Origin of the sequence: Dietzia timorensis, assembly GCF_001659785.1 — a bacterium.
Taxonomy (GTDB): Bacteria; Actinomycetota; Actinomycetes; order Mycobacteriales; family Mycobacteriaceae; genus Dietzia; species Dietzia timorensis.
The window spans coordinates 2,453,442-2,476,745 of sequence record NZ_CP015961.1; the positions used below are offsets into that span (position 1 = coordinate 2,453,442).

The following is a 23,304-nucleotide window of genomic DNA, read 5'->3' on the forward strand; positions in this document are numbered from 1 at the left end:
GAAAGTTGTTACATGAACTCGAACTCGGACGCCGCCACGGATACCTCCCCTCCCTCACCGGACAACCGGGGAGCGACGATCTCGGTATCGAAACTGCGCTCCGGGTATGCCGCCGGCCCGGATATCTTCTCTGACGTCGAGCTCACTGCGCGCCCCGGCGAAGTCACCACCCTGCTGGGCCCGAACGGTTGCGGCAAGTCCACGCTACTGCGCAGTATCTCGCGGTTGCTTGAGCCCCGTGAAGGCAGCGTCGAGGTCGATGGGAGGAACGTCTACGACCTCCGCCCAAAGGAAGCGGCCCAGATCATCGCACTTCAGCCACAGACGCCGATCGCCCCTGATGGCCTGTCAGTGGGCGAGCTCGTCGCGCGGGGACGCTACCCGCACAGGGCGAGGTGGCGCGGCGAGTCCGCACACGATCGAGCCGTCATAGACAAGGCCGCTCACGAGGCGGAGCTCACCGAACTCATGGACCGTGATGTCGCCTCGCTGTCGGGCGGACAGCGCCAGCGCGCCTGGTTCGCGATGGCGCTGGCGCAGGAAACTCCTGTGCTGCTACTCGACGAGCCCACGACCTACCTCGATCCCGCGCATGCGATCGACATGCTGGGCCTCGTCAAGAAGGTTGCGCGAGAGGGTCGCACCGTGGTCATGGTGCTCCACGATCTGATGCTGGCGGGGATGTTCTCCGACCGCATGGTGATGATGCGTGACGGCGCCGTCAAATGCGATGGCAGCCCTGCCGAGGTATTGACACCGGCCAACCTCGAAGCGGTGTACGGCCTCGACGCGGAGATCATCGACGACCCGCAAGGCGGCTGCCCGATCATTGTTCCGCGCGGTTCGTTCAACGGTCGCGTGGCTGCCGGGGGCTGCTGACTTCCTAACCGGCCGCAGCCTTGCCGAGCTTCCAGTAGCCCATGAAGGACACCGCGCGCTTGTCCACGCCGAGCTCCTTCACCAGGTGTCGCCTCAGGCGAGTGACGGCGCCGGCCTCGCCCGCCAGCCAGGCGTAGTGCCCACCCGCGTCGACGTCGTCCGCGGTGTCCCAGAGCGCCTCGTCGGCGTCCGCGGTCTCGACGGGCTGGGGCTCATCCTGGGGAGCGCCGAGAAAATCGGGCCGCGCGTCGAGAAACTCGCGGACCTGCCGCTCCATCGCCTCGCCCGGGTTCTCCCCCGCCGTGCGTGCCAGCCGGTGCACCGTCCAGGCCGGGTCAGCCTCGAAATCGTCGAGGTCCGCAGACTCCGGCGCCTCGACGACGATGCACACGTCGGCTCCGTCGGGGATAGTCCCCGATTCAGCGATCGCGGCGACCGCCGGCAACGCGGTTTCGTCCCCTGCGATGAGGATCGTCGACGCGCCGCCCGGCTTCCATTCGATGCCGCCGCGTGAACGCGTCGATCGCTCGTCGGGCCCGACAACCGTGACCGGATCGCCCACGCTCAGCGAGTTGAGCCACCGCGCCGACGGGCTCGTGGTCCCGTGCAGAACGAAGTCGATCTGCAGCCACTTGCCCTCCGGATCGATCCGGCGCACGGTGTAGGTTCGCCACGTCGGAGGTGTGTCCATGGCGCGGGAGTCGCGGTAGAGATTCATCATGCCCGAGTCCTCGGGCCCGAGGTCGGGCATCGGAAGATGCTCGCCCGCCTGCTCGTCGAACGGCGGAAACAGAACCTTGATGCGCTGGTCCAGCCCTGCCCGGCCGAAATGCTGCAGACAGTCGCCGACCACCTGTACCCGCACCATCGAGGGGCGCGACGTGTCGATAACGTCGACAGTGGTGTTGAACAGCCGGTAGGAAGGCCTGTCTTGAGGTTCGTTCACCGTGGGGTCCTCTCGCCAAGCAGCAAGGGGAAGGGTATTTCCCTCCCCCGACTACTCAGCCCAACCTACCTGTTGTGAGTCTTACCTATCCACTCGGACTACTCGCCTTCTCCGAGAGTGACCTCAACCGTTTTCTCCTCGCCCTGCCCGCGAGTGGAATAAGTGAGAGTCACCTTGTCGCCGGGGCTGTGCGAACGCACGGCGGCCACCAGGGCGTCGCCCGATTCGATGTTTCGATCGTCGAGCTTGGTGACTACGGCGTCCTCGGGGAGACCGGCCTCCTGCGCCGGCCCGCCCTGCTCGACGCCAGCGATCTGCGCGCCGAGCACTCGGGATTCGTTGAGTACGCTCGCGCCCAGTACGGCCCGAGTGGCGTGCCCCTGCTCGATGAGCTGTGTGGCGATCCGCTGCGCTTGCTCGACAGGAATTGCAAAGCCGAGACCGATCGAACCGGCCTCCTGCCCGCTGCCGAGCGAGGCGATCGCGGAGTTCATCCCGACGAGGTTTCCACCCATGTCTACGAGCGCGCCACCGGAGTTACCGGGGTTGATCGCGGCATCGGTCTGGATCGCGTCGATGACAGTGGACTGCCCGGATTCGGCGCCACCGGCCATGACCGGACGGTTGAGCGACGAGACGATTCCCGTCGTCACGGTTCCCGACAATCCGAGTGGCGAGCCGATGGCGACGACATTCTGCCCGACCTGTAGATCGCCAGAAGAGCCGAGTGCGATGGGCTGGAGGTTGTTCCGGTCCTTCACCTCGATCACTGCGACGTCTGAGGCGGCATCCGCGCCGACGACCGTGGCCTCGGCGACCGTGCCGTCGTTGAAGGACACCTGGATCTGTCCGCCCTGACCGGCGACCGCGACGACGTGGTTATTGGTGAGGATCTTGCCGTCCTCGGACAAGATCACACCAGAGCCTTCTCCGCCTCCCGAGCGACCGACCGCCGTGATCGACACGACCGACGGAAGCACCTTCTCGGCCACGGACTCGACCGTGCCGTCGGTGGGCTCGGAGGCGGGCACGCTCGCTGCCCCACCCGAGGCGCCGAGGATGGTATTACCCGAATTCGACGAGCCCCCGTAGTTGGCGCCGACCACGCCGCCGACTCCGCCGGCGAGGACCATCGCGGCGACGATCCCGAGCGCCGTGAGGGCGCGGGGCGAGCGCTTCTTCTCCGCGGGGCCCGCAGCGCCCTGGTAGGGAGGGACTCCGCCGTCATGGGTGAACCCGCCGTAGTACTGGGGCTGGGTGCCGCCGGGCTGGTTGTGTGCGCCCGGCCCGCCGAAGAGCTGGCCTGGCTGGCCGGCCTGTTGTCCGGTCTGCTGGCCGAAGGGCTGGCCGCCTGCCTGCGGCTGCTGCGCAAACGGCGGGCGGCCGATACCCTGCGGCCCCTGAGGCTGTCCCTGTGACTGCTGCGGAATAGGCGCGGTGTGGCCTGCCCCGTTCCACTGCGGCTGCGGGTTCTGATCCGCGCCTGACTGCTCGCCGTTAGCGGCGCCGTAATTGTCGTTTCGTTCCATGATGTCGATTCTTTCGCTTCATGCTGTGCGGTGTCTGTGAGCCATGTGGGACCTACGTGGGAAACGTGGGCGGCCCGTCAGCGACCGGTGGAGGGCGGCGTCTTGCCGTTCCTCCCGCGACCGGAACCGCGCTTGATCGGGACCGTCTTGGCATCGGTCTGTATGGCTTGGCCCGTCGCTGCGTCCGAAAGGTTGGACTCCTCGGGAGACGTCGGTGTTCCCGGCAATTCCATATGAAGCAATGCGCCACCGCCCGGGGCCTCGCGGGCCTCGATGGTACCGCCGTGTTTGACGACCACCTGCCGCACGATCGCGAGGCCTAGCCCGGAGCCGGGCATCGTGCGCGATTCGGTGGCCCGGTAGAACCGCTCGAACACCAGCTCGCGGTCGGCCTCGGGGATGCCCGGCCCCTGGTCGGCCACATCGAGCGTGAGGAGATTGTCCGACGCGGACATCCGCACCGTCACCGTGCCGCCCGACGGCGACCACTTGGCCGCGTTGTCGCACAGATTGAGCAATGCGCGTTCCCACGCCGAGTCGTCGCCGTAGAGGTACCAGTCCACCTTCTGCACGTCGAATTCCACATTCTGACGGCGACGACGCACACGCTCCATGGACGCGCCGAGGGTATCGGCGAGGTTAATCAGCTCGATGGTCTCCGCACCGGCATCCTGGCGGGCGAGGTCGACGAGGTCCCCGACGAGTGTCGAGAGTTCCTCGATCTGCGCGACGACGTCCTTCTCGAGGTCTCGGCGGTCTTCTTCGGGGATGTCCGGGGCGTCGGGACGGTTCGCGGCAATGAGAAGCTCGGCGTTGGTCCGCAGTGAGGTGAGTGGCGTCTTGAGTTCGTGGCCGGCGTCGGCGACGAGGCGTGACTGACGCTCGCGGCTCTCTTGCAGCGCGATGAGCATCTGGTTGAACGCGTAGGTCAACCGCGCGAGCTCGTCGTCGCCCGCGACGGGGATCGGCCGCAGGTCGTCGGTCCGTGCGACACGTTCGACAGCGCGCGTGAGCCTGCCGACCGGGGCGAGCCCCGTCCGCCCGACCGCAGTGCCCGCGGCGGCGGCCAGGATGATGCCGAGCGCGCCGACGATCGACAACACGATCGCGAGTCTGTTGAGCACCTCGCGGGTGGGGCCGAGATCCTGCGCGAGGATGAGCGTCGACCCGTCGCGGTTGGCCACCGCGATGATCTGCTTACCCTCGGCGGTGCGCATCGACGAGGACACCTCGCGGTCGTAGACCTTGTGCTCGGCCTCCCCGATCTGGAACGGCAGCCTGTACGGATCATCCCGGTAGGGGCCGTAGGTGAGACCGTCGCGCGTGATGACGATCGGCTCGAGGTCGGGATTGAAGGTCGTGAGCGCAGCGATCCACGTGCGGGGCTGAGTGTTTGCGGTGTCCGCCGCGCCGAGCTGCAGCATGGTGACGGCCTGGCGTTCGAGGCGTTTGCTCGCGTTGTCCACAAGCGCGTTCGTGACGACGAAATACGCGGCAACGGTCATGAGCGCCACGGCGACGCCGACCGTGGTCGCGGCAAGCAGCGCGACGCGGCGCCGCAGCGACATGGGCGCGGACTTCGCGCGCAGCTTCGCCGCCTGGGGCATCGTCGCGGACTCGGAGACTCCGGGCTCGGGAAGAACGGGAACTCCACCGTCATCGACGGGGTGATGGCCCGTTCCCGGCTCCTGCCGGGAGGACTCCGCGGAATGGCCGGGCGAGCCGAGCGGCTGCGGCGTTCCAGACGGCTGCGCTGCGCCAGTCGGCTCGATCCGCCGGGGTTCGGGCGCGCCGGGGCCGCCGGGCGCCGCCTTCTTGCGGTTCCGGCGGCCTGGAAGGCCTAGCACTATGGGTTCTCCCGCAGGACGTAACCGACGCCGCGGACTGTGTGGATGAGTCGGCTTTCGCCCTCGCCCTCGGTCTTGCGGCGAAGGTAACCGATGTAGACCTCGAGGGCGTTACCGCTCGTCGGGAAGTCGTAGCCCCACACTTCCTCGAGAATGAGGGAACGCGTGAGGACGCGGCGCGGGTTGTGCATGAGCAGCTCGAGGAGCGAGAACTCCGTGCGGGTGAGCTGGATCGGGCGCTCGCCACGGCGCACCTCGCGGGTGCCCACGTCCATCGTGAGGTCCTCAAACGTGAGGGTCTCGTTCTCCTCCTCCGAGCCGGAGCCGGTGCGGCGGAGCAGAGCGCGCAGGCGGGCGAGGAGCTCTTCGAGCGCGAAGGGCTTCTGCAAGTAGTCGTCCGCACCCGCGTCAAGACCGGCCACGCGCTCGGAGACCGCGTCGCGGGCGGTGAGCATGAGGACCGGGATGTCGTCGCCGCGGCTACGCAGGATGCGGCACACCTCGAGACCGTCGCGGCGCGGCATCATCACATCGAGGATGAGCGCGTCCGGGCGGTTCGAGTCGACGTGGTCGATCGCCTCGACGCCATCGCCGGCGAGTTCGACGTCGTAACCATTGAAACTCAGCGACCGTCGAAGCGATTCGCGGACCGCCTGGTCGTCGTCTACAACAAGGATTTTCATGTTGCCAGTCTTACAGCTTTGACTGTGCGCTCGCTGAGCACTCGCGCAAAGGTTGGTCAGAACAACCTTTTACCTGGACGAACGAGGAAAGTGCAGAAATGCGAAACGCCGCACGAGCGCTGCGAAGTGTGCAGCGAACGTGCGACGTGACGGGGCTGAAGCCGGTGCGCGACCTGGCCGCTACTAGCGGTCGAGGTCTACGAGGCCGAGCTTGGCGGCCTTGACCAGACGACGCGGGATGGCGACCTCCTGGCCGTCGATGCGCGTGTTCTGCAGTGCCTGGTTGTTGGCCTTCCACTGCGAACGGCGGGAGTGGGTGTTGGCGCGCGACAGGCGCCGCTTGGGAACTGCCATGATGGGTCCTTACCTTGAAAGAAGTCGGGGGCTGTGCGGCCGGAATTACTTGCTGCGGCGAACGCGGTTGCCGTAGCGGCGCTGGAACTTCTCCACGCGGCCAGCGGTGTCCATGACGCGCTGCGCGCCGGTCCAGAACGGGTGCGACTCGCTGGTGACATCGGCGACGATCAGCGGGTACTCGTTGCCGTCTTCCCACTCGACCTTGCGGTCGGACTTGATCGTGGAACGGGTGAGGAACTTGGTTCCGGTACCAGCATCCTGGAAAACCACCGGGTGGTAGTCGGGGTGGATGTCCTTCTTCATCTGCTTTGATTCCTCTACTTTTGGCTCTTTACCTTTGGGCACACGAAACATTCCCACCCGCAGTGCTCCGCCACCGGAGAACTGCTTGGAAAATGCGCAGCAGGTTCCCCTTTGCGTCTCGCCCTCGCGGACGCAGAAGAAGAACTTGGGTCGTGCGCCGTGTCAGTGGAGTACCGCAGGCGGGCCGGTCGACTCGAAAGCGACGCGACCCTATCTCGTTGCCCCAGGTAAACCGGGACGAACGGGTCTGCACCGAGGCCACGGTCTGACCCGCGAACTCCGATACCACCACACACGCTTGTGTCGATCGTACCCCCACGGGCGCACAAGACAAATTCGCCGGCAGCGCGGCTCGGCGCCGCCTCGTCCCTCGCCGCACTGGCGCGCGGCGAGGCTGGGAAAATCGCCACGCCCGACGTCATACACGGGATAACGACCGGAGATTCGTCGCAGGGGCAAACGCCTTAATATATAGGTCCCTCGGCGGCCGACCGTCGAATGCGCTGGTGCGCAGTGCGGCGTTCGCCGATTACCAATTTCGGGCCCGACGCTGTAAGTTAGGCACTCGCTGTTGTCTGCACGTTTGCTATCGCCCATTTGCGCGAGATGAACACACGGATGCGGACTTACGAACACGACGCAACCATCGCGTTGGGGCGGACCCACTGAAACGGGATCGCCGCAGAGCGTTGGCCGAGAGTTCCGGATCGGCATTTCAGCCATTCGGTTCCGCGGCCTCCTGCGCGTTTGACGATTTGTAGGTTCTGCAGGGTTCATCCCGCCAGGGAGAAGGAGATCACGCCATGTCGGCGTACTGCCAGGTAACGGGACGGAAGCCAGGCTTTGGTAAGTCCGTCTCGCACTCGCACCGAAGGACCAACCGACGCTGGAACCCGAATGTCCAGCGCCGTAGCTACTACCTGCCCTCCGAGGGACGTCGCATCACGCTCAACGTCTCGACCAAGGGCATCAAGACCATCGACCGCGACGGAATCGAGTCCGTGGTGGCCCGTATCCGAGCACGTGGGGAGAAGATCTAATGGCACGTAACGACGTCCGCCCGATCATCAAGCTCAAGTCCACGGCCGGCACCGGGTTCACGTACGTGACCCGCAAGAACCGCCGTAACAACCCGGACCGCATCACGCTGAAGAAGTTCGATCCGGTTGTCCGCAAGCACGTCGAATTCCGAGAGGAGCGCTAGCCCTATGGCAAAGAAGTCCAAGATTGCCAAGAACCAGCAGCGCCGCGCCAAGGTGGAGCGATTCGCCGAGCGTCGCGCAGAGCTGAAGGCCATCATCAAGAACCCGGAGAGCACGGACGAGGCGCGTTTCGACGCCCAGACCGCTCTCAACAAGATGCCGCGCGATGCTTCGCCCGTGCGTCTTCGCAACCGCGACGTCCACGATGGCCGTCCCCGCGGTTACCTCCGTAAGTTTGGCCTCTCCCGCGTACGTATGCGCGAGATGGCCCACCGTGGCGAGCTGCCCGGTGTGACGAAGTCGAGCTGGTGATACTTAAATGGCTAACAAGCGCATCCCGAAGAAGTCGCGGATCCAAGAGGGCCGCCGCCCCAAGAAGAACCCGCTGAAGACCGCTGGTATCGAGACCGTTGATTACAAGGACATCAACACCCTCCGTACCTTCATCTCCGATCGTGGCAAGATCCGTTCGCGCCGCGTGACGGGCCTGACGCCGCAGCAGCAGCGCCAGGTCGCCACCGCTGTGAAGAACGCGCGCGAAATGGCGCTGCTCCCCTTCACCAGCCGGTAGGCACCCCCGCTCGGATCTCACCCGAGCGTTCGCGCCGACTCGTGCGGCGCACCCAAGTCCCGCGGCCCGGCCCTGACTCCTAACCCAGGGCTAGCCACCAAGGACAACAGCGCCATCGAAGACCGAGGTGTGCGCGACTCCCCAATGCGGGAAGTCTGCGCCCTCGGTCTTCTGGCATTTCGCCGCCGGGTAGCGTGTGTGGCTTTCGTGCGTTCGCATACCGACCTGGCGGTTTCGCGCAGGCATGGGCGCGGGAGTTAAATGGATAGGGTTTTCGCGCGCTCGCGGGTCTTTTGAGAGTGCGCGCGGTCGAATCCAGAATCACAGAACCCTGAAGCGAAGGAGCGTGCGGCGTGCTCGGTGTGCTCTCCGGCTTCGGGGTGATCGCCGTGGTGATCGCCGTCGGCTGGATCTGCGCACGCACGAATGTACTCGGTTCGGACGGCCAGCTCGTGCTCAACCGCATGGTGTTCTTTGTCGCGACGCCAGCGCTGCTGCTCGACTCCCTCGCCCAGCGCGATATCCGCGACGTGCTGTCGGAGATCTTCCTCGTGTCCGCGGGCACGGCCGTGATCGTCGCGCTGATTTACGTCGCGCTTGCTCGCGGGCTGCTTGGACGCCGCGGGCCGACGCTGGTCATGGGCGCGATGTCCGCCTCGTACGTGAATTCGGCGAACCTCGGCATCCCGATCGCGCTGTATGTGCTCGGCGACCTCGCCTTTGTCGCACCGCTCATGCTGTTCCAGGTATGCCTGCTGCAGCCCGTCATCATCGCGATCATGGACCGGCTCATGACGGCGGAGGCCGCGTCTTCCGAGGCTGCCGGCGGCGCCGGCGCTCCTTCGACGGGTGGCGGCGGGCGTTCCGGCGCATTCGCCGCGCTCGCCCAGTCCGCGCGCAACCCGCTCATCATCTCCGGCCTGCTTGGGCTCGTGTTGGCCGCGCTGCCATGGAAGCTACCCGAACGCGTCCTCGAGCCCATTCACCTCATCGGGCAGGCGTCAGTTCCGGGCGCGCTGCTCGTGTTCGGGATGTCGCTGTACGGCGTGCGGGTGCTCGAGCGCGGGATCTCCCCTCGCACGGACGTCGCGCTCGTGACCGTTCTGAAGATGATCGTGCAGCCGCTTCTCGCCTGGGGCGTCGGCCTCGCCCTCGGGATGGAGGGGCACGCCTTGTTCACGGTGGTCGTGGCCGCGTGCCTGCCGACGGCGCAGAACGTGCTCGTGGTGGCGAATCGCTACGGCCGCGGCGTCCTGTTGGCGCGCGACTCCGCCGTCACAACTACCGTTTTGGCACTTCCCGTGCTGATCGGGGTCGCGGCTGTCCTCGCGGGATAGTTTGGGGCAGAGCGATCGGCTAAACCGACGCGTCGCCGCGATAGGGCCGCAGCTCCTCGCGGGCGAGCTCGTGGCGCAGCGCCGGTTCGAGATCGTTGTAGCGGAAGATGTGCCCGGCGTCGACGAGTGCGGCGGGTTCGACTCGCTGATTGGCGAAGGCGAGTTCGTCGGCGCCGCTCGATCCGAGAAGTAGCGCCGGACCGAATTTGGGAACCGGAATCGCCGCTGGCCTGCGCAGAACCTTGGCAAGGGTCTTGGTGAATTCGGCATTGTCGACGCCGCCCGGGGCGACCGCGTTGATCGGCCCCGCAAGATCAGGGTCGAGTACGGCGCGGTGATAGATGTCGAGTAGGTCGTCGAGCGCGATCCACGGGAACCACTGGTTGCCCTTGCCCAGGCGCCCGCCGAGCCCGGTGGAGACGATCCGCGCGAGCATCGGCAGCAGTCCCCCTCCGCCCGCCTGCACGAGCCCGGTGCGGATGACGCTCACGCGCGCCCCGGCCTCCCGCGCCGGATCCCACGCGCGCTCCCACTCCCCGACTATCGCCGCGAGCGGACCGTCCCCGCGCACCGAGGTCTCGGTGAGGATTTCTCGGCCGCGGTCGGGACCGTAGTAGCCGACCGCCGATGCGGATACGACGACGGGTGTTCCCGCCGCGGCAACGGCATGGGCCAAGGCGCGGGTGGGTTCGACCCGCGAGGAGCGCACGGCTTCGAGGTGCTTGTCGGTGAATCTACCCGCGATGGGCTCGCCGGCGAGGTGGATGAGCGCGTCGACGTCATCCAGAAGGCGGGGCGACGGGCGTGCGGGATCCCAGTGACGCGTGTCGGGGGCGGCCGCCTCGCGCGGCGAGCGGACGAGCCGGATGACCCGGTGACCGGAGGTGGTGAGTAGCGCGCAGAGGGCTGACCCGACGGTGCCGGAAGAACCCGTGACGGCGATGGTGCGATGCGGCAGCAGCCGTCCCGAGTCGGTGCCGTGGCCGAGGTCGAGGTAGCCGGCGAGGCGGTCGGCAGCGGCGAGATCCGCGGCCAGCACGGTGTGGCGGAATGCGAACAGGCTCTCGAGCCCCAGGGCGGGGATGCGCGCGTCGACGTCGTCGCCGACGATGCACCACCGTTCCCCGTTAGGCCCGGTTGCCGCCTCGACGTAGTGCGCGTGGCGCCACCCGGTGATCGCGGCGAAAGGCTGATTCGCGACTTCGTCGACGAACCGGGAGCCGGCGACATACCCCTCCGGCGTGTGCCGAGCGCGCCAGCGAAGGCCGGCAGGCAGACGAAACTCGGTTATTCCGTCGCGAAGAGACGCGGCCTCGCTGATGGGCGTGAGCGGCGCGCGGCCCGGAGTCAGCCTGCGCACGGCGCCCGGCCTGGCGAACCACTCCTGGACGTAGCCGTGATCGTGGTGCAGGAGTTGGCGGGTGTGAAGCGACATGTCTTCTCCTCATCGGTGGTGACCGGAGGCGCTGTTGCGTCCCGTGGCCACCCGGGCGAAGTGCCCGTGCCCTCCACCCTTCCATCGCGTGGCGCTTCCCTGCCATCTTTCGCGCCAGTTTCCAGGGCGCTCGCGGGCCGGGCTCCGGTTAGATCCGCGACCAGGACTCCGTGCGGATGGCGGTCTCGTAACCGCCGACGACTCGCGTGAGGAGCTCGATGAAGACCTGCTTCTCGGACTCGTCGAGCTCGGCCAGGGCGCGGGCGTAGAAACCGAGGTGCATCTCGAGGTCCGTGTCGAATTTCTTGCGCCCGTCGGCGCTCGGCGAAAACACCCATGCCGCGCGGGCCCGCGAGCGCTTCTTCTCGACATACCCGGCCTTTACCGCGGCGTTGACCTGGCGATTGACGGTCGACTGCTCGAGATTCAGCTTGTCGGAAATATCGCGGAGCGTGTACTCCTCCCCGCCGCCGAGCAGCCACAGGATCCGCGCGTCCGCCGCTCCGAGTTTCGCGTTCGCAGTCGCACCGCGCCGCGATTGCTCGAGACGATTGAGCAGCGAAGCGACCTCGCGATCCGCGCTGAGCCCGGCTTTTCTCGAGCTGTCGGGCATCTCACACCACCTGGAACTTGTCCTACACCGTTTGACGTATGTAGATTACACACATTGTATGTAACTTACATAAGCGAGCATTTACTTACTGACACTTTGAAGGATTTTCATGGATTCCACCACCTCGGCGCCTCCTCGCGTCGGCCGTTTCCCCACGGAGATCGTCGTCGCGATCCTGTGCCTCGGTAGCTTCTCGGGCGCGCTCATGCAGTCGCTCGTCATCCCGATCCAGGCAGAGCTGCCGCAGCTCCTCGGAACCTCTGCCGGGAACGCCTCGTGGGCGGTCACGGCCACGTTGCTCGCCGCGGCGGTGACGATGCCGGTAACCGGCCGGCTCGCGGACCTCTACGGCAAGAAGGTCGTGTTGTGCGCCTCGGCGGCAATCCTCGCTGTGGGTTCGCTCGTCGCCGCGCTCGCGGGCGGGCTCCCCCTCTTTCTTATCGGCCGGGCCCTCCAAGGCATGGCGATGGGCTACATCCCCGTAGCCATCTCGATGGTGCGCGAGGTCTCGCCGCCCCAGAAGCAGGCGGGCGCCGTAGCCACCGTTTCGGCAACGATGGGCGTCGGCGGCGCGATCGGGCTGCCACTCGCCGCGTGGATCACCGAGCAGTTCTCCTGGCACGGGCTGTTCTGGATGTCGACCGGCCTCGCGATCATCGTCTTCGCGCTTACCGCTTTCGTCGTCCCCCACGTCCGCGATGCGCATCCGGCGCACATCGACGTGCCCGGAATCATCGGGCTCGCCGCCGGTCTCATCGCGTTCCTCGTCGGCATCTCCAAGGGCTCCGAGTGGGGCTGGACGAGCGCGACGACGATTGGCAGCATCGTCGGCGGCATCATCGTCCTCATCCTCTGGGGCGCGTTCGAGCTGCGCCAGTCCGATCCGATCGTGGACCTTCGTTCGACGGCAAACCGGCCGGTACTGTTCACCAACCTCGCCGCGGTCGCCATCGGCTTCGGCATGATGGCGCAGATGATCGTCGTACCGCAGCTGCTCGAGATGCCCGAGATCACCGGCTACGGCCTCGGCCAGTCGATCCTCGCCGCCGGTCTGTGGATGGCCCCGGGCGGGCTCATGATGATGGTGTTCGCCCCCGTGTCGAGCCGGCTGATGAACTCGATCGGCGCGCGCGTCACCCTGGCGATCGGCGCCGTGGTGCTCTCGTGTGGCTACCTCGTCGGACTGTTCCTCATGAGCGCCCCGTGGCAGCTCATGCTCGCCACGCTGGTGTGCTCGGCCGGCGTCGGCATCGGCTATGCGGCCATGCCGACACTCGTCATGGACAACGTGCCCTCGAGCGAGTCGGGGTCCGCCGTCGGCGTCAACGGCCTGATGCGCTCGGTGGGCACGACGATCGCCGGCGCCGTGATGGCCGCGATCCTCACGAGCCAGACCGTCGCGCTCGCGCCCGGAACGCCCGAGATTCCCACCCACGACGCTTTCAAGCTGTGCTTCCTCGTCGGCGCCGCCGCGGCACTGCTCGGCGCCGGCCTCGCCCTGTGCGTGACGCGCGCCAAGACGAAGAACGCATCGCTTGCTGACGCCGGAGAGCCTAACCAGGCAGGCGAGCCGGAGCCCGCGCGCTCCTAGGATCCGCGCCCTCGCGCCCAGACCCGCGGCGCCGAGCACCCGCTTACCAGCGGTGTTCGGCGCCGCGTTTCACGTACCAGTCGAGCAGGTCCGGGTTGTCGATCGACTGGCGGTCGACGTTGACGTCCTCGCGGCCGGCGAGAATCGCGGTAACGGGAACCTCGAGCTTCTTGCCCGTCTTCGTGTGCGGAATGCCCGGCGCCTGGGAGATCTCGTCCGGCACGTGCCGCGGGGACAGGTCCGCGCGGATGGCGGCGGTGATGCGATCGCGTAGCGTGGCGTCAACCTCCGTGCCTTCGGCGGGAACTATGTAGAGCGGCATCCAATACTTCGCCTCAGGCCCCTCGACGCCGAGGACGAAAGCCTCTGCGACGCCTTCGATCTCCTCGACCACTCCGTAGATGTCCGCCGAGCCCATACGGATGCCGTTGCGGTTGAGGGTGGCATCGGATCGGCCGTGAATCGTCACGCCGCCGCGGCCGTTGATCTTGATCCAGTCGCCGTGACGCCACACCCCGGGGAAGTGCTCGAAGTACGCCGAGCGGTAGCGGGCGCCGTCGGCGTCGTTCCAGAACTCTACGGGCATAGAGGGCATCGGCCGAGCGATGACCATCTCGCCGACCTCGCCAGTGAGGTCCTCCCCCTCCGGCGACCACGAGCGCAGGTCGCAGCCGAGGTAGGCGGCGGAGAGCTCGCCGGCGTACACGGGGTACGCGTCCTGCCCGCCGGCGAACGCGGAGACGACGTCCGTCCCGCCGGAAATGGATAGCGTGGGCACGCCGCCGACCTCGTCGTGAATCCAGCGGAACGAGTCCGCCGGCATCGTCGAGCCGCTCGAGCCGATCGCGCGCAGCGCGGACAGGTCGAACTGCGCGGCGGGGCGAATGCCGGCCTTGCGGCTCGCGAGGATCTGCCCCGGCGAGGTACCGAAGATCGTTACCTCCTCCCGGGCTACGGCCTCCCACAGCGCCTCCGGCGGGCGTGTGGGGTGCCCCTCGAAACACACGGCCGTCGCCCCGACGAGCGGCGCGGACGTGCGATAATTCCACATCATCCAACTCGGCGTGGTGAACCACAGCAGCCGGTCCCCCGCGCGAAGGCCCGCGTGGAGACCCAGCACCTTGAGGTGTTCGAGCAGCACCCCGCCGTGCCCATGGACAATGCCCTTCGGGGTGCCCGTCGTGCCCGAGGAGAACAACACCCACAGCGGGTGGTCGAACGGGACCTTCTCGACCGCCGGTTCGCCGTTTTCTTCCATGAGCTTGCGGCCACGCGCGATCGCCTCGTCCCACGATTCCGCACCCACGAGCGCGCCCGGAGCACCCGGTTCGGCACCGCGGCGTACCTCGATGACCCGCACGTCGCCCGGCAACCGCTCGGCAAGGTCGGCGGTGTCCGCACGCTTATCGTGCCACTTCCCGGCGTTGCGATAGCCATCCGCCGCGATGAGCACCTTCGGCTCGAGCTGCCCCATGCGCGCGGCCGCGGCGGCGGGCGCGTAGTCCTGCCCGCACGCCGTCCACACGGCGCCGATCCACGCGGTCGCGTAGAACGCGACGATCCCCTCGGCGATATCGGGGACGTATGCCGCCACCCGGTCTCCCGGCCGCACCCCGGCCTCGGCGAGCCGCGCGGCCAGCGCGGCGGACTCCTCGCGCAGCTGCGAGAACGACAATTCGGATCGAGACACTGCGCCGTCATCGAAAGGTTCGGACACGGCTATGACGGCGGACGCACCTGGATTTCTCACCTCGTGGGCGAGGACGGCCTCGACGAAATTGCCTCGGAAGTCGGGGAACCACCTGGCGCCGGGCATGGCGTCGACGGCGAGGGCGTCCCCCTCGGCCAGCAGTGGGTCGCCCGGCGCGCCGAAGCCCGGGACCTCGAAGTGCCGCCCGACCGCGGACCAGAAGTTGCCGAGTTCCGCCACCGACCAGGCGTGCAGTGCCGCGTAGTCGTCCGGGGCGCCGGTGTAGCCGTACTCCGCGGCGGCACCGCGCGCGAACTCGGTGCGCTCGGACTCCTCGACTTGCTGCGGGCTCGGCGCCCAGATCGGCGCGTCGTCGGGGGCGTCGGCGCCTGTGCCTGTGCCTTTGTCGGTGCCTGCGCCTGTGCCTGACTCGCTCATCGTCGCTCCCCTTCTTAGTCGGCGGACACGGGGCGATTCATCCCGCGGTCCACTCCGCCCGGTGTGGCGTGGGTTACCCATCAAATTACCCGTAGCGCGGCCTTTGCGACACCACTTCAGTTAATTGGCGCTAATTCGAATCCGGCCCGCTGCGGAGCCGCTGCGCTGTAACGGGTTGCCGACCGCAACATATAGGGAGGGCGTAAGCAGATCGCCCCCACGTTTATGCGCCGGAGGTTCACGATGCACGCTCGCTCACCCGTCCACGCCACGCTCGCGGCCCTCGCCGCGGTGGCCGCGCTCTCGCTCTCCGCCTGCGGATCCGAGGCCGCCGACGACGCCGCGCCCCCGATGACCACCCTTACCGAGACGGCGACCGCCGACGCGAACCAGCAGAGCCCGGCGCCGTCACCTGCACCGGCGAGCTCTCACGGCTCCGGCGCGACGACGAGCGAAAGCACCGCCGCGAACGGAAACGGCTCGGGCGAAGAGCAGGAGAATTGCGGAGCCGACCCGAATGCCGCCGCGATCACGGACAACATCGGCCAGGTGCCCGCACCTTCGCTCGAGGGCATGTCCTGGACCTATAAGGGCGATAGCAACTTTGATCCGTGCGCGACGCTCTCCTACGCCACGGTCGAGCAGTCTGAGCAGGGCAACGCCCAATTCCAGAACCAGCTCATGCTATTCCACAAGGGTGACTACCTCGGCGTCGGCTCGGACACGGTTCAGCAGCACCAGGTGATCGGCACGACCGACGATTCGGTGACCGTGCGCTACAAGGACTACGAGGCGCTCGACGCCGCGGGCGGCTCGAACGCGGAGGCGTCGAATTTTACGACCGACGTGACGTTCCGGTGGGACGGCTCGCAGGTCGTCCCAGAGGGCCGCTTCCCGAATATGGGCATGCAGTAGCGGGCGCACGCGGGCTGAGCGAATCGAGCGCGTCCGACGTCACACTTGGGTGTGGCGCGGATCACTTTCTAGTGCTACGGTCGGCCCACAGGGTTTGACAAATGCCTAAGGAGTGTCCAAATGCCTGCTCGTACCACGAAGCGCTACGTCCGCGAGGACGAGGGTTTTTTCCCGCCCGATTCGGTCGCGCGAAAGGTGTGGTCATACCCCACTTCGGCGCTGCTCGGATTCATCCGCGCGGTGACGATTGAGCACCTCGACCCCGATCTCGCCGCCTCCGTCGACGCGAGTGGACAGGTTCTGCAGCGCCCCGGCCTACGTTATGACCGCACCGTGCAGTACTTCGCGACGGTGCTCTACGGCGACGCGCGGACGGTGATCAAGTCCTCGGACGTGCTCATGAAGATCCACTCCCGCGCCCGCGGACACAACCCCGTGACCGGCGGGACCTACGACTCCAACCGCCCATCCTCCCAGCTGTGGATACATATGACGGCGTGGCATTCCATCCTCTACGTCTACGAGAAATTCGGCCCCGGCCCGCTGCCCGCGGACGAGGAGGAGCGGTACTGGCGCGAGTGCGCGATCGCGGCGCAGTTCCAGCCGATCGACCCTGCGGACGTCCCGGCCACGCGCGCCGAGGTGCGCGAATACTTCGAAGCGTGGCGCCCGCACCTGGCCGCGTCGGAGGCGGCGCAGTACAACGTCGACTTCATCCTCGACGGGATGCGGACGATCTTCACCGCGCTTCCAGGGTGGCTGCGGGCTGTGTCCGCCCCGGCGATCCGCGCGGGCGTCATCGCGACGTATCCGCGCTGGATGCGCCCCATGATGGGCGTGCACCAATCCCGCCTCGTCGATTCGGGAGTGACGGCGGTCCTCCGCGTCGCCATGGCCCGCCTCAACCGTGACCCCGAAGGACAGGCACGCTTCCTCCACGCGATCTCGCCCCACGGCGGCCCGGTTCTCTCCCCGCATCTGCGCGGCGAGCCGGCTTTGTCGCCGAAGGTCTGGACGGCCGCCGAGGCGCGAGAGGCCTTCGGCGACCCTCGGCCCCCGCTGGTCCAATACGCGGACATGCTGCGCGCCCGCGAGGCCGACGCCGCCGAAGATCCTTACACCCACAATCACCATGATCCGCTCCTGGAGTTCGCAGCCCCGCGCGCCGAGGCCTAGCGCCGCGTCGTCCTGCGCGTGCTGGGCCTCCGTGCCTGCGTGTCCCGGGCCACCGTGCCTGCGTGGTTCTCCCCCGCCTCGGACGGGCCGAGAATGGAGCAGCGACGTTATGCAGCGACACGTCTCGCCTGGGCGAAGGCGGATTCGAGGCGCGTTCTGAGCTCGTGTGGGTTAGCGAGGTCGTCCCACGTCCATCGCACGACCGTGTAACCCTCGGCCCGGAGGTCTTCTTCGCGGCGCCAGTGCTCGCGGAGTCGTTTCTCCTGTTCGCGGGTGGTGCCGGCCCCGACGATTTTCGCCTTCCCGTCGGCTTCGCCGATGAGTTTGAGCGCGCGCCAGAGGAAGTCGACGCGATACTTCCGCCCGCTTCTGGTGTGGATGAGGACCTGTTGTTCGGGTTGGGCGATGCCGAAGTGGTCGAAGAACAAGCGACTGCGCGATTCGAGGACGCTCTCGGACAAGGCGGAGGCGAAAGCTAATGCTTTGAGTCCAGCGGGAAGGTTGTTGAGGTTCCGTTTCGATCCGAAGTACTCGACGAGGACGTGCTTACGGACCAGTTGCTTGTAAAGCGCTGACTCGATCGCGACGACTGCTGCCGCGAATCCACAGGTCGTTCCCACATCGAGCAGTGTGCGTTCGATTCCGGTGACCTTGAACCCTGCAATGATCGTGACATCATCGGCGGGCAGACGCGTCATGCGCTGATAGCTGGTGGGCCCTTTCATACTTCTCGGCGTTGGTGAATCCATGGTGACCGCCGTCGTCGCCAGTGGAAGTTTCCACCCGGGTAGTCCGTGCATGAGTGCGGCACTCCAATGGGACAGGGCCCAGTCGCGTCGAGCGCTAAGCATGAACCCCGCACAACCGAGGAGATGTGTGCTTTCGCGGTAATTCACTTCAACCGGCGGGTCGAGATAGACACCATTGCATATTCGGACGAGCTCGCCCTTTCGCAAGAGATTAGCGATCTTTCCCCTGGTATATCCTTTGTCGAGCAATTCGCTTCGCGTGACAAGGCAGACGTTGGTGTCTTCCAACTTCAATATTTTTGCCATGGACACAGTGTTGAGCACAGCCTGGACGCGGATCGGCGAGCGACGACACTAAGCGCACTTCTGTGGACGCTCGATTGGGCCTGTGAATAGAGGGTCGACGCACGTCAGCGCACCGGACGCGGTTTGAGGGCAACCGATACGGCATGAATTCTTGGGGTTTTGCACACCATTTTTCGGTCTCCTAGCTACAAACCGTCGAGAGTGTCGATTTTCCGCGTGCGTAGGGCGGTTTCTTTACATCTCGACGGTTTGTACGCCGACGGCCCCGATTTCAGGATGCGTAGAGCGGTTTGTAGACGTTTCGACGGCACGTACGCCGCCTCGTCTCGCCCTTGTCCCCGAGGGACGCGGCGGCGGGCGCGTTGGCGGCCGGTTAGGCGGGGCGTTGGCTAGGAGGGGTCCCCGCCGGCGAGCATTTTCTCGGCCTCCGCGCGCATTTCGACCTTGCGAACTTTGCCGGTCACCGTCATCGGGAACTCGTCGACGATGTGGACGTAGCGCGGGATCTTGTGGCGTGCGAGCTTGCCGTCGGCGAAGGCGCGCAGGGACTCGGCGGTGAGTTCGTCCGCGCCGGGCGACAGCCGAATCCAGGCCATGAGTTCTTCGCCGTACTTCGCATCGGGGACGCCGATAACTTGAGCATCCACGACGTCAGGATGCGTGTAGAGGAACTCCTCGATCTCGCGCGGGTAGATGTTCTCGCCGCCGCGGATGACCATGTCCTTGATGCGGCCGGTGACCTGGACGTAGCCGTCGGAGTCCATGACGCCGATGTCGCCGGTGCGCATCCAGCCGTCGACCAGTGCCTCGGAGGTCTTCTCCGGATTCTCCCAGTAGCCGAGCATCACCGAATAGCCGCGGGTGCAGAGCTCGCCCGGCACGCCGATCGGAAGGGTCTCGCCGGTCGAAGGATCAGCGATCTTCACCTCGAGGTGCGGGCCGACGCGACCGACGGTGGAGACGCGGCGGTCCACGGAATCGTCGACGCGGGTCTGGGTGGAGACCGGCGAGGTTTCCGTCATTCCGTAGCAGATGGAGACCTCCTCCATCCCCATCTCGCTCATCACCCGGCGCATCGTGTTCTCTGGGCATGGGGAGCCGGCCATGATTCCCGTACGCAGCGAGCCGAGGTCGAAATCGGCGAGGTTGTCGAGGGCGAGCTCGGCGATAAACATCGTCGGGACGCCGTAGAGGCTGGTGCAGCGTTCCTTCTCGACAGCGGTCAGCGAGGCGACCGGGTCGAAGGTCGGCGCCGGGATCACCATCGCCGCACCGTGCGAGGTGCACGCGAGGTTGCCCATCACCATCCCGAAGCAGTGATAGAAGGGCACCGGAATGCATACGCGGTCGACCTCGGAATAGCCCACGAGCTCGCCCACCATGTACCCGTTGTTGAGGATGTTCGTGTGCGAGAGGGTCGCGCCCTTGGGGAAGCCCGTGGTCCCCGAGGTGTACTGGATGTTGATCGGATCGGCCGCGCGCAGGGACGCGGCGATATCGGACAACCGCTGTTCGTCGGCGGGCGTGTCGAGGATCGTCTGCCAGTGCTCGGATTCGAACAGTACGATCTCGCGCACCCCGGGCGTCTCGGGGCGGACCTTTTCGAGCATCCCGGCATAGTCGGAATCCTTGTACTTCTCGGCGGCGAGGACCACGGAGATGCCGGACTGCCCCAGCACATAGCTGAGCTCGCTCGTGCGGTATGCGGGGTTGATGTTGACCAGGATCGCGCCGATCTCCGCCGTCGCGTATTGCACCACCGTCCACTCCCAGCGGTTCGGGGACCACACGCCGACGCGGTCCCCTGCCGTCACACCTAGATCGAGGAGGCCGGTCGCGACCTGCCGCACGACGCCGAGGAACTCGGCGTATGTGAAACGGACCCCTGCGTGCACGTCGACCAGGGCATCACGTTCGCCGAAGCGCTCGGTCGTGCGGGCGAGGTTCTCGCCGATCGTCGTGGTGAGAAGCGCAGGCTCGGCGGCGCCGCGGGCGTGAGATAGCGAGAGAGCGGACATCGGTTCCCCCAATAGGTCCGGGCCGCGCACCGGCGCGACCCACTTGGCACAATTGCGATTGTGACCTAGACCATAGTCCGGTCCGAAACGTCCGGCCATCCACCGAAAGTGGAGGGCGCCCGCGACCGCGAACCACCGGCCGCGCGAGAGAGGTCGGCTCAGGAGACGGCGGCGCGCCGCATCGTCGCGCGCGCCTGGGCGATCACGGGACCGTCGACCATGCGTCCGTCGAGCGTGAACACGCCGCCGCTCTTCTCCGCGGCGGCGAGCACCTTCTGCGCCCACTCCACCTCCGCGGCCGGCGGGGCGTAGGCCTCGCGAATCACGGCGACCTGCGACGGGTGGATGCACGCGGTTGCGGCGTAGCCGAGAGCGACCGCGTCCACGGCCTCCGCGCGCAGACCACCCGTGTCCGCGATGTCGAGGTGCACCGAGTCGATCGCGAACCGGCCGAAAGCGGCCGCCGCGAGAGCCACCGCCGAACGGGCGTGGCGCGGCACGTCGCGGTAGTCGTTCGCCGTTCGCCCGAGCTCGGCCTCTTCTGCCTGGAACCGCGAGGTTGACCCGCCCATCGCTGCGACGAGGTCCTCGGCACCCCACATCATTCCGACGCATCCCGTGGTTGCCGCGATCTCGGTGGCGTTGACGACGCCGCGCGGTGTCTCCAACAGCGCGATCACGTCCGCTCCACTCGCTTCCGCAGCCGCGCGCACGTCCTCCGCAGATTCGGTCTTGGCAAGCATGACGGCGGACGCGCCCATCTGCTTCGCCGCCTCGGCATCCGGTGCGAAGTCCGGGGTGTCGACGGCGTTGAGGCGCACCATGTAGCGGCCGGGGTCGAGGTCCGCGGCGGCCGCGCGAAGCGCCTCGCGCGCGGAGCCCCGGTTCTCCGGCGCCACCGCGTCCTCGAGGTCGAGGATCACCCCGTCCGCGCGGTCGAGCGCCTTCGCGAACCGCTCCGGCCGGTCGGCGGGGCAGAACAGCAGCGCGGGGCCTGGCGGCTGCCATGGGTGCCGATCGGTCATGACGGATCACCTTCTCCGACGTCAGGCTTGCACCGCACGAGCGTCTTGCGCACTGCCTTGGCCACGACTTCTCCGTGTTGATTGCGCCCGATGTGTTCGAGCGAGACGATGCCCTCGCCGGGCCGCGAGCGCGATTCGCGCTTGCCCACGCACAGTGTCTCGCCGTAGAGGGTGTCGCCGTGGAACACCGGCGCCGGAAACGAGACCTCGGAGAAGCCGAGGTTCGCGACGATCGTGCCCTGCGTGAGTTGCGCGACCGAGAGCCCTACAAGTGTAGAGAACGTATGCATCGAGTTCATCAGTCGCTCGCCGCCGAAGCCCGGCTGCTCGGCTGCCCACGCGGCGTCGAGGTGGAGCGACTGCGTGTTCATCGTCAGGGTCGTGAACAGGACGTTGTCGGCCTCGGTCATGGTGCGACCGGGGCGGTGCTTGTATAGCGCGCCGACCTCGAATTCCTCGAACCACAGCCCGCGCTGAACGACCTCGCGAACGACCTCGACCTCGCCGCCGGTGCCGTGTGCCTCCCCCGCGCTCACAGCCCGAGACCCCGCGCGATGAGCATGAGCTGGACCTCGGTGGTGCCCTCGCCGATCTCGAGGATCTTCGAGTCGCGGTAATGGCGGGCCACGCGGGTCTCGTTCATGAAGCCGTAGCCACCGTGGATCTGCGTCGCGTCGCGGGCGTTGTCCATCGCAGCCTCGGAGCCGATCATCTTCGCGATCGCGGCCTCGGACTTGAACGGCTTACCGGCGAGCATGAGCCGCGCGGCGTCGTAGTAGGCCAGGCGGGCCGCGTGGACGCGGGCCTGCATCCGCGCGATCTTGAAGCTGATCGCCTGGAACTGCGAGATCGGCTGCCCGAAGGACTTGCGGTCGCGCGCGTAGGCGATCGAATCGTCGACGCAGCACTGGGCCGCGCCTACCGATACGGCGGCGATGGCGATTCGTCCTTCGTCGAGGATCGACAGGAAGTTCGCGTAGCCGCGGCCGCGCTCGCCAAGCAGGTTTTCCTCGGGCACGCGGGCGTCGGAGAAGCTCAGCGGGTGCGTGTCCGAGGCGTTCCAACCGACCTTGTCGTAGGCCTTCTCGGCGACGAATCCTTCCGTACCCGACGGCACGATGATCGTCGAGATCTCCTTCTTGCCGTTCTCCCGCTCGCCGGTTACCGCCGTGACCGTGACGAATTTGGTGATGTCGGTGCCGGAGTTCGTGATGAACTGCTTGGCGCCGTTGATGACCCACTCGGAGCCGTCGAGCTTCGCGGTGGTTTTGGTGGCGCCGGCGTCCGAACCGGCATCGGGTTCGGTGAGCCCGAATCCCGCGAGCGCCTTGCCGGCCGCGAGGTCCGGAAGCAGCGTCTGCTTCTGCTCCTCGGTGCCGAATTTGAAGATCGGCATCATGCCGAGCCCGACTCCGGCCTCGACCGTCATCGCCGTGGACTGGTCGACCCTGCCGAGCTCCTCGAGGGCGAGGGCGAGGGCGAAGTAGTCGCCGCCCATGCCGCCGTATTCCTCGGGGATCGGAAGCCCGAACAGCCCCATCTCCCCCATCTGCGCGACGATGTCGTAGGGGAACCGGTGCTCGCGGTCGTTCTCCGCGGCCTGTGGCGCGACGACCTTGTCCGCGAAGTCCGCGACCGTGTTCTTCAGCTCGGCGTAGTCGCCTTCTAGCTCAGCCATGGTGAATTCCCTTGTC

Annotated in this window: 23 protein-coding genes; 9 read left to right on the forward strand and 14 right to left on the reverse strand. The window is 66.9% G+C overall.

Annotation, left to right across the window (positions count from 1 at the left end):
• Positions 1-12: 12 nt before the first annotated feature.
• Positions 13-879, forward strand: a complete 867-nt coding sequence (locus tag BJL86_RS11330; RefSeq protein WP_067476278.1) for an ABC transporter ATP-binding protein — start codon at positions 13-15, stop codon at positions 877-879.
• A gap of 4 nt (positions 880-883) precedes the next feature.
• Here BJL86_RS11330 and BJL86_RS11335 read toward each other — a convergent pair whose 3' ends face one another.
• The 6 genes from BJL86_RS11335 to BJL86_RS11360 all read right to left on the reverse strand — a co-directional run bounded on the left by BJL86_RS11335 (position 884) and on the right by BJL86_RS11360 (position 6,544).
• The gene (locus BJL86_RS11335; protein WP_067476280.1) at positions 884-1,825 is read right to left on the reverse strand and encodes a siderophore-interacting protein; all 942 of its coding nucleotides are present in this window, start codon (positions 1,823-1,825) and stop codon (positions 884-886) included.
• Between the two features lie 98 nt (positions 1,826-1,923).
• A complete protein-coding gene (locus tag BJL86_RS11340) occupies positions 1,924-3,354 on the reverse strand; it encodes a S1C family serine protease (protein WP_075844978.1) in 1,431 nt (476 codons plus the stop codon).
• A 77-nt stretch (positions 3,355-3,431) separates the two neighbouring features.
• Complete coding sequence (locus BJL86_RS11345) at positions 3,432-4,961, reverse strand: HAMP domain-containing sensor histidine kinase (RefSeq protein ID WP_082908618.1); 1,530 nt, start codon at positions 4,959-4,961, stop codon at positions 3,432-3,434.
• 239 nt (positions 4,962-5,200) lie between these two features.
• Entirely contained in the window at positions 5,201-5,884 is a 684-nt protein-coding gene (locus BJL86_RS11350) for a response regulator transcription factor (protein ID WP_067476288.1), read from the reverse strand.
• Positions 5,885-6,067: 183 nt separating this feature from the next.
• Positions 6,068-6,238 carry a 50S ribosomal protein L32 gene (gene rpmF / locus BJL86_RS11355; RefSeq protein ID WP_067476291.1) on the reverse strand — a complete coding sequence of 57 codons (171 nt, stop codon included), beginning with the start codon at positions 6,236-6,238 and terminating at the stop codon, positions 6,068-6,070.
• Positions 6,239-6,283: 45 nt separating this feature from the next.
• Entirely contained in the window at positions 6,284-6,544 is a 261-nt protein-coding gene (locus BJL86_RS11360; RefSeq protein WP_067476295.1) for a type B 50S ribosomal protein L31, read from the reverse strand.
• Positions 6,545-7,347: 803 nt separating this feature from the next.
• Here BJL86_RS11360 and rpmB point away from each other — a divergent pair.
• The 5 genes from rpmB (at position 7,348) to BJL86_RS11385 (ending at position 9,654) form a co-directional block, all read left to right on the forward strand.
• Complete coding sequence (gene rpmB, locus BJL86_RS11365; RefSeq protein ID WP_067476298.1) at positions 7,348-7,584, forward strand: 50S ribosomal protein L28; 237 nt, start codon at positions 7,348-7,350, stop codon at positions 7,582-7,584.
• On the forward strand, positions 7,584-7,748 hold the full coding sequence (gene rpmG / locus BJL86_RS11370) for a 50S ribosomal protein L33 (RefSeq protein WP_067476300.1): 165 nt from the start codon (positions 7,584-7,586) through the stop codon (positions 7,746-7,748). The genes rpmB and rpmG overlap by 1 nt, the downstream gene beginning before the upstream one ends.
• 4 nt (positions 7,749-7,752) lie before the next feature.
• A complete protein-coding gene (rpsN, locus tag BJL86_RS11375) occupies positions 7,753-8,058 on the forward strand; it encodes a 30S ribosomal protein S14 (RefSeq protein WP_067476304.1) in 306 nt (101 codons plus the stop codon).
• Between the two features lie 7 nt (positions 8,059-8,065).
• A complete protein-coding gene (gene rpsR, locus BJL86_RS11380; protein ID WP_067476307.1) occupies positions 8,066-8,317 on the forward strand; it encodes a 30S ribosomal protein S18 in 252 nt (83 codons plus the stop codon).
• A 353-nt stretch (positions 8,318-8,670) separates the two neighbouring features.
• Complete coding sequence (locus tag BJL86_RS11385; protein WP_067476309.1) at positions 8,671-9,654, forward strand: AEC family transporter; 984 nt, start codon at positions 8,671-8,673, stop codon at positions 9,652-9,654.
• 19 nt (positions 9,655-9,673) lie between these two features.
• Here BJL86_RS11385 and BJL86_RS11390 read toward each other — a convergent pair whose 3' ends face one another.
• Both BJL86_RS11390 and BJL86_RS11395 read right to left on the reverse strand, forming a co-directional pair.
• Positions 9,674-11,089 carry a TIGR01777 family oxidoreductase gene (locus tag BJL86_RS11390; RefSeq protein ID WP_067476312.1) on the reverse strand — a complete coding sequence of 472 codons (1,416 nt, stop codon included), beginning with the start codon at positions 11,087-11,089 and terminating at the stop codon, positions 9,674-9,676.
• A gap of 148 nt (positions 11,090-11,237) precedes the next feature.
• Positions 11,238-11,702 (reverse strand): MarR family winged helix-turn-helix transcriptional regulator, encoded by a 465-nt coding sequence (locus BJL86_RS11395; protein WP_067476315.1) that lies wholly within the window; start codon positions 11,700-11,702, stop codon positions 11,238-11,240.
• 109 nt (positions 11,703-11,811) lie between these two features.
• Between BJL86_RS11395 and BJL86_RS11400 the strand changes: the two genes are divergently transcribed.
• The gene (locus BJL86_RS11400) at positions 11,812-13,293 is read left to right on the forward strand and encodes an MFS transporter (protein ID WP_067476317.1); all 1,482 of its coding nucleotides are present in this window, start codon (positions 11,812-11,814) and stop codon (positions 13,291-13,293) included.
• A 43-nt stretch (positions 13,294-13,336) separates the two neighbouring features.
• Here the strand turns inward: BJL86_RS11400 and BJL86_RS11405 are convergent, their stop codons facing one another.
• Positions 13,337-15,421, reverse strand: a complete 2,085-nt coding sequence (locus tag BJL86_RS11405; RefSeq protein WP_082908616.1) for an acetoacetate--CoA ligase — start codon at positions 15,419-15,421, stop codon at positions 13,337-13,339.
• A gap of 243 nt (positions 15,422-15,664) precedes the next feature.
• Here BJL86_RS11405 and BJL86_RS11410 point away from each other — a divergent pair, with 243 nt between their 5' ends.
• On the forward strand, positions 15,665-16,336 hold the full coding sequence (locus tag BJL86_RS11410) for an LppP/LprE family lipoprotein (protein WP_156515381.1): 672 nt from the start codon (positions 15,665-15,667) through the stop codon (positions 16,334-16,336).
• Positions 16,337-16,456: 120 nt separating this feature from the next.
• The gene (locus BJL86_RS11415; protein ID WP_067476322.1) at positions 16,457-17,512 is read left to right on the forward strand and encodes an oxygenase MpaB family protein; all 1,056 of its coding nucleotides are present in this window, start codon (positions 16,457-16,459) and stop codon (positions 17,510-17,512) included.
• 107 nt (positions 17,513-17,619) lie between these two features.
• On the opposite strand, the gene BJL86_RS17160 is transcribed toward BJL86_RS11415, so the two are convergent.
• The 5 genes from BJL86_RS17160 to BJL86_RS11440 all read right to left on the reverse strand — a co-directional run bounded on the left by BJL86_RS17160 (position 17,620) and on the right by BJL86_RS11440 (position 23,288).
• A complete protein-coding gene (locus BJL86_RS17160; protein ID WP_067476325.1) occupies positions 17,620-18,210 on the reverse strand; it encodes a PDDEXK family nuclease in 591 nt (196 codons plus the stop codon).
• 746 nt (positions 18,211-18,956) lie between these two features.
• On the reverse strand, positions 18,957-20,585 hold the full coding sequence (locus tag BJL86_RS11425) for an AMP-binding protein (RefSeq protein WP_067476330.1): 1,629 nt from the start codon (positions 20,583-20,585) through the stop codon (positions 18,957-18,959).
• A gap of 158 nt (positions 20,586-20,743) precedes the next feature.
• On the reverse strand, positions 20,744-21,610 hold the full coding sequence (locus BJL86_RS11430; RefSeq protein WP_067476332.1) for an HpcH/HpaI aldolase/citrate lyase family protein: 867 nt from the start codon (positions 21,608-21,610) through the stop codon (positions 20,744-20,746).
• Positions 21,607-22,146: a MaoC family dehydratase gene (locus BJL86_RS11435; RefSeq protein ID WP_067476334.1), complete on the reverse strand. Its 540-nt coding sequence runs from the start codon at positions 22,144-22,146 to the stop codon at positions 21,607-21,609. The genes BJL86_RS11430 and BJL86_RS11435 overlap by 4 nt, the downstream gene beginning before the upstream one ends.
• Positions 22,143-23,288, reverse strand: coding sequence for an acyl-CoA dehydrogenase family protein (locus tag BJL86_RS11440; RefSeq protein WP_067476337.1), 1,146 nt, complete (start codon positions 23,286-23,288; stop codon positions 22,143-22,145). Before BJL86_RS11440 ends, BJL86_RS11435 begins: the two co-directional genes overlap by 4 nt.
• Between the last annotated feature and the right edge of the window lie 16 nt (positions 23,289-23,304).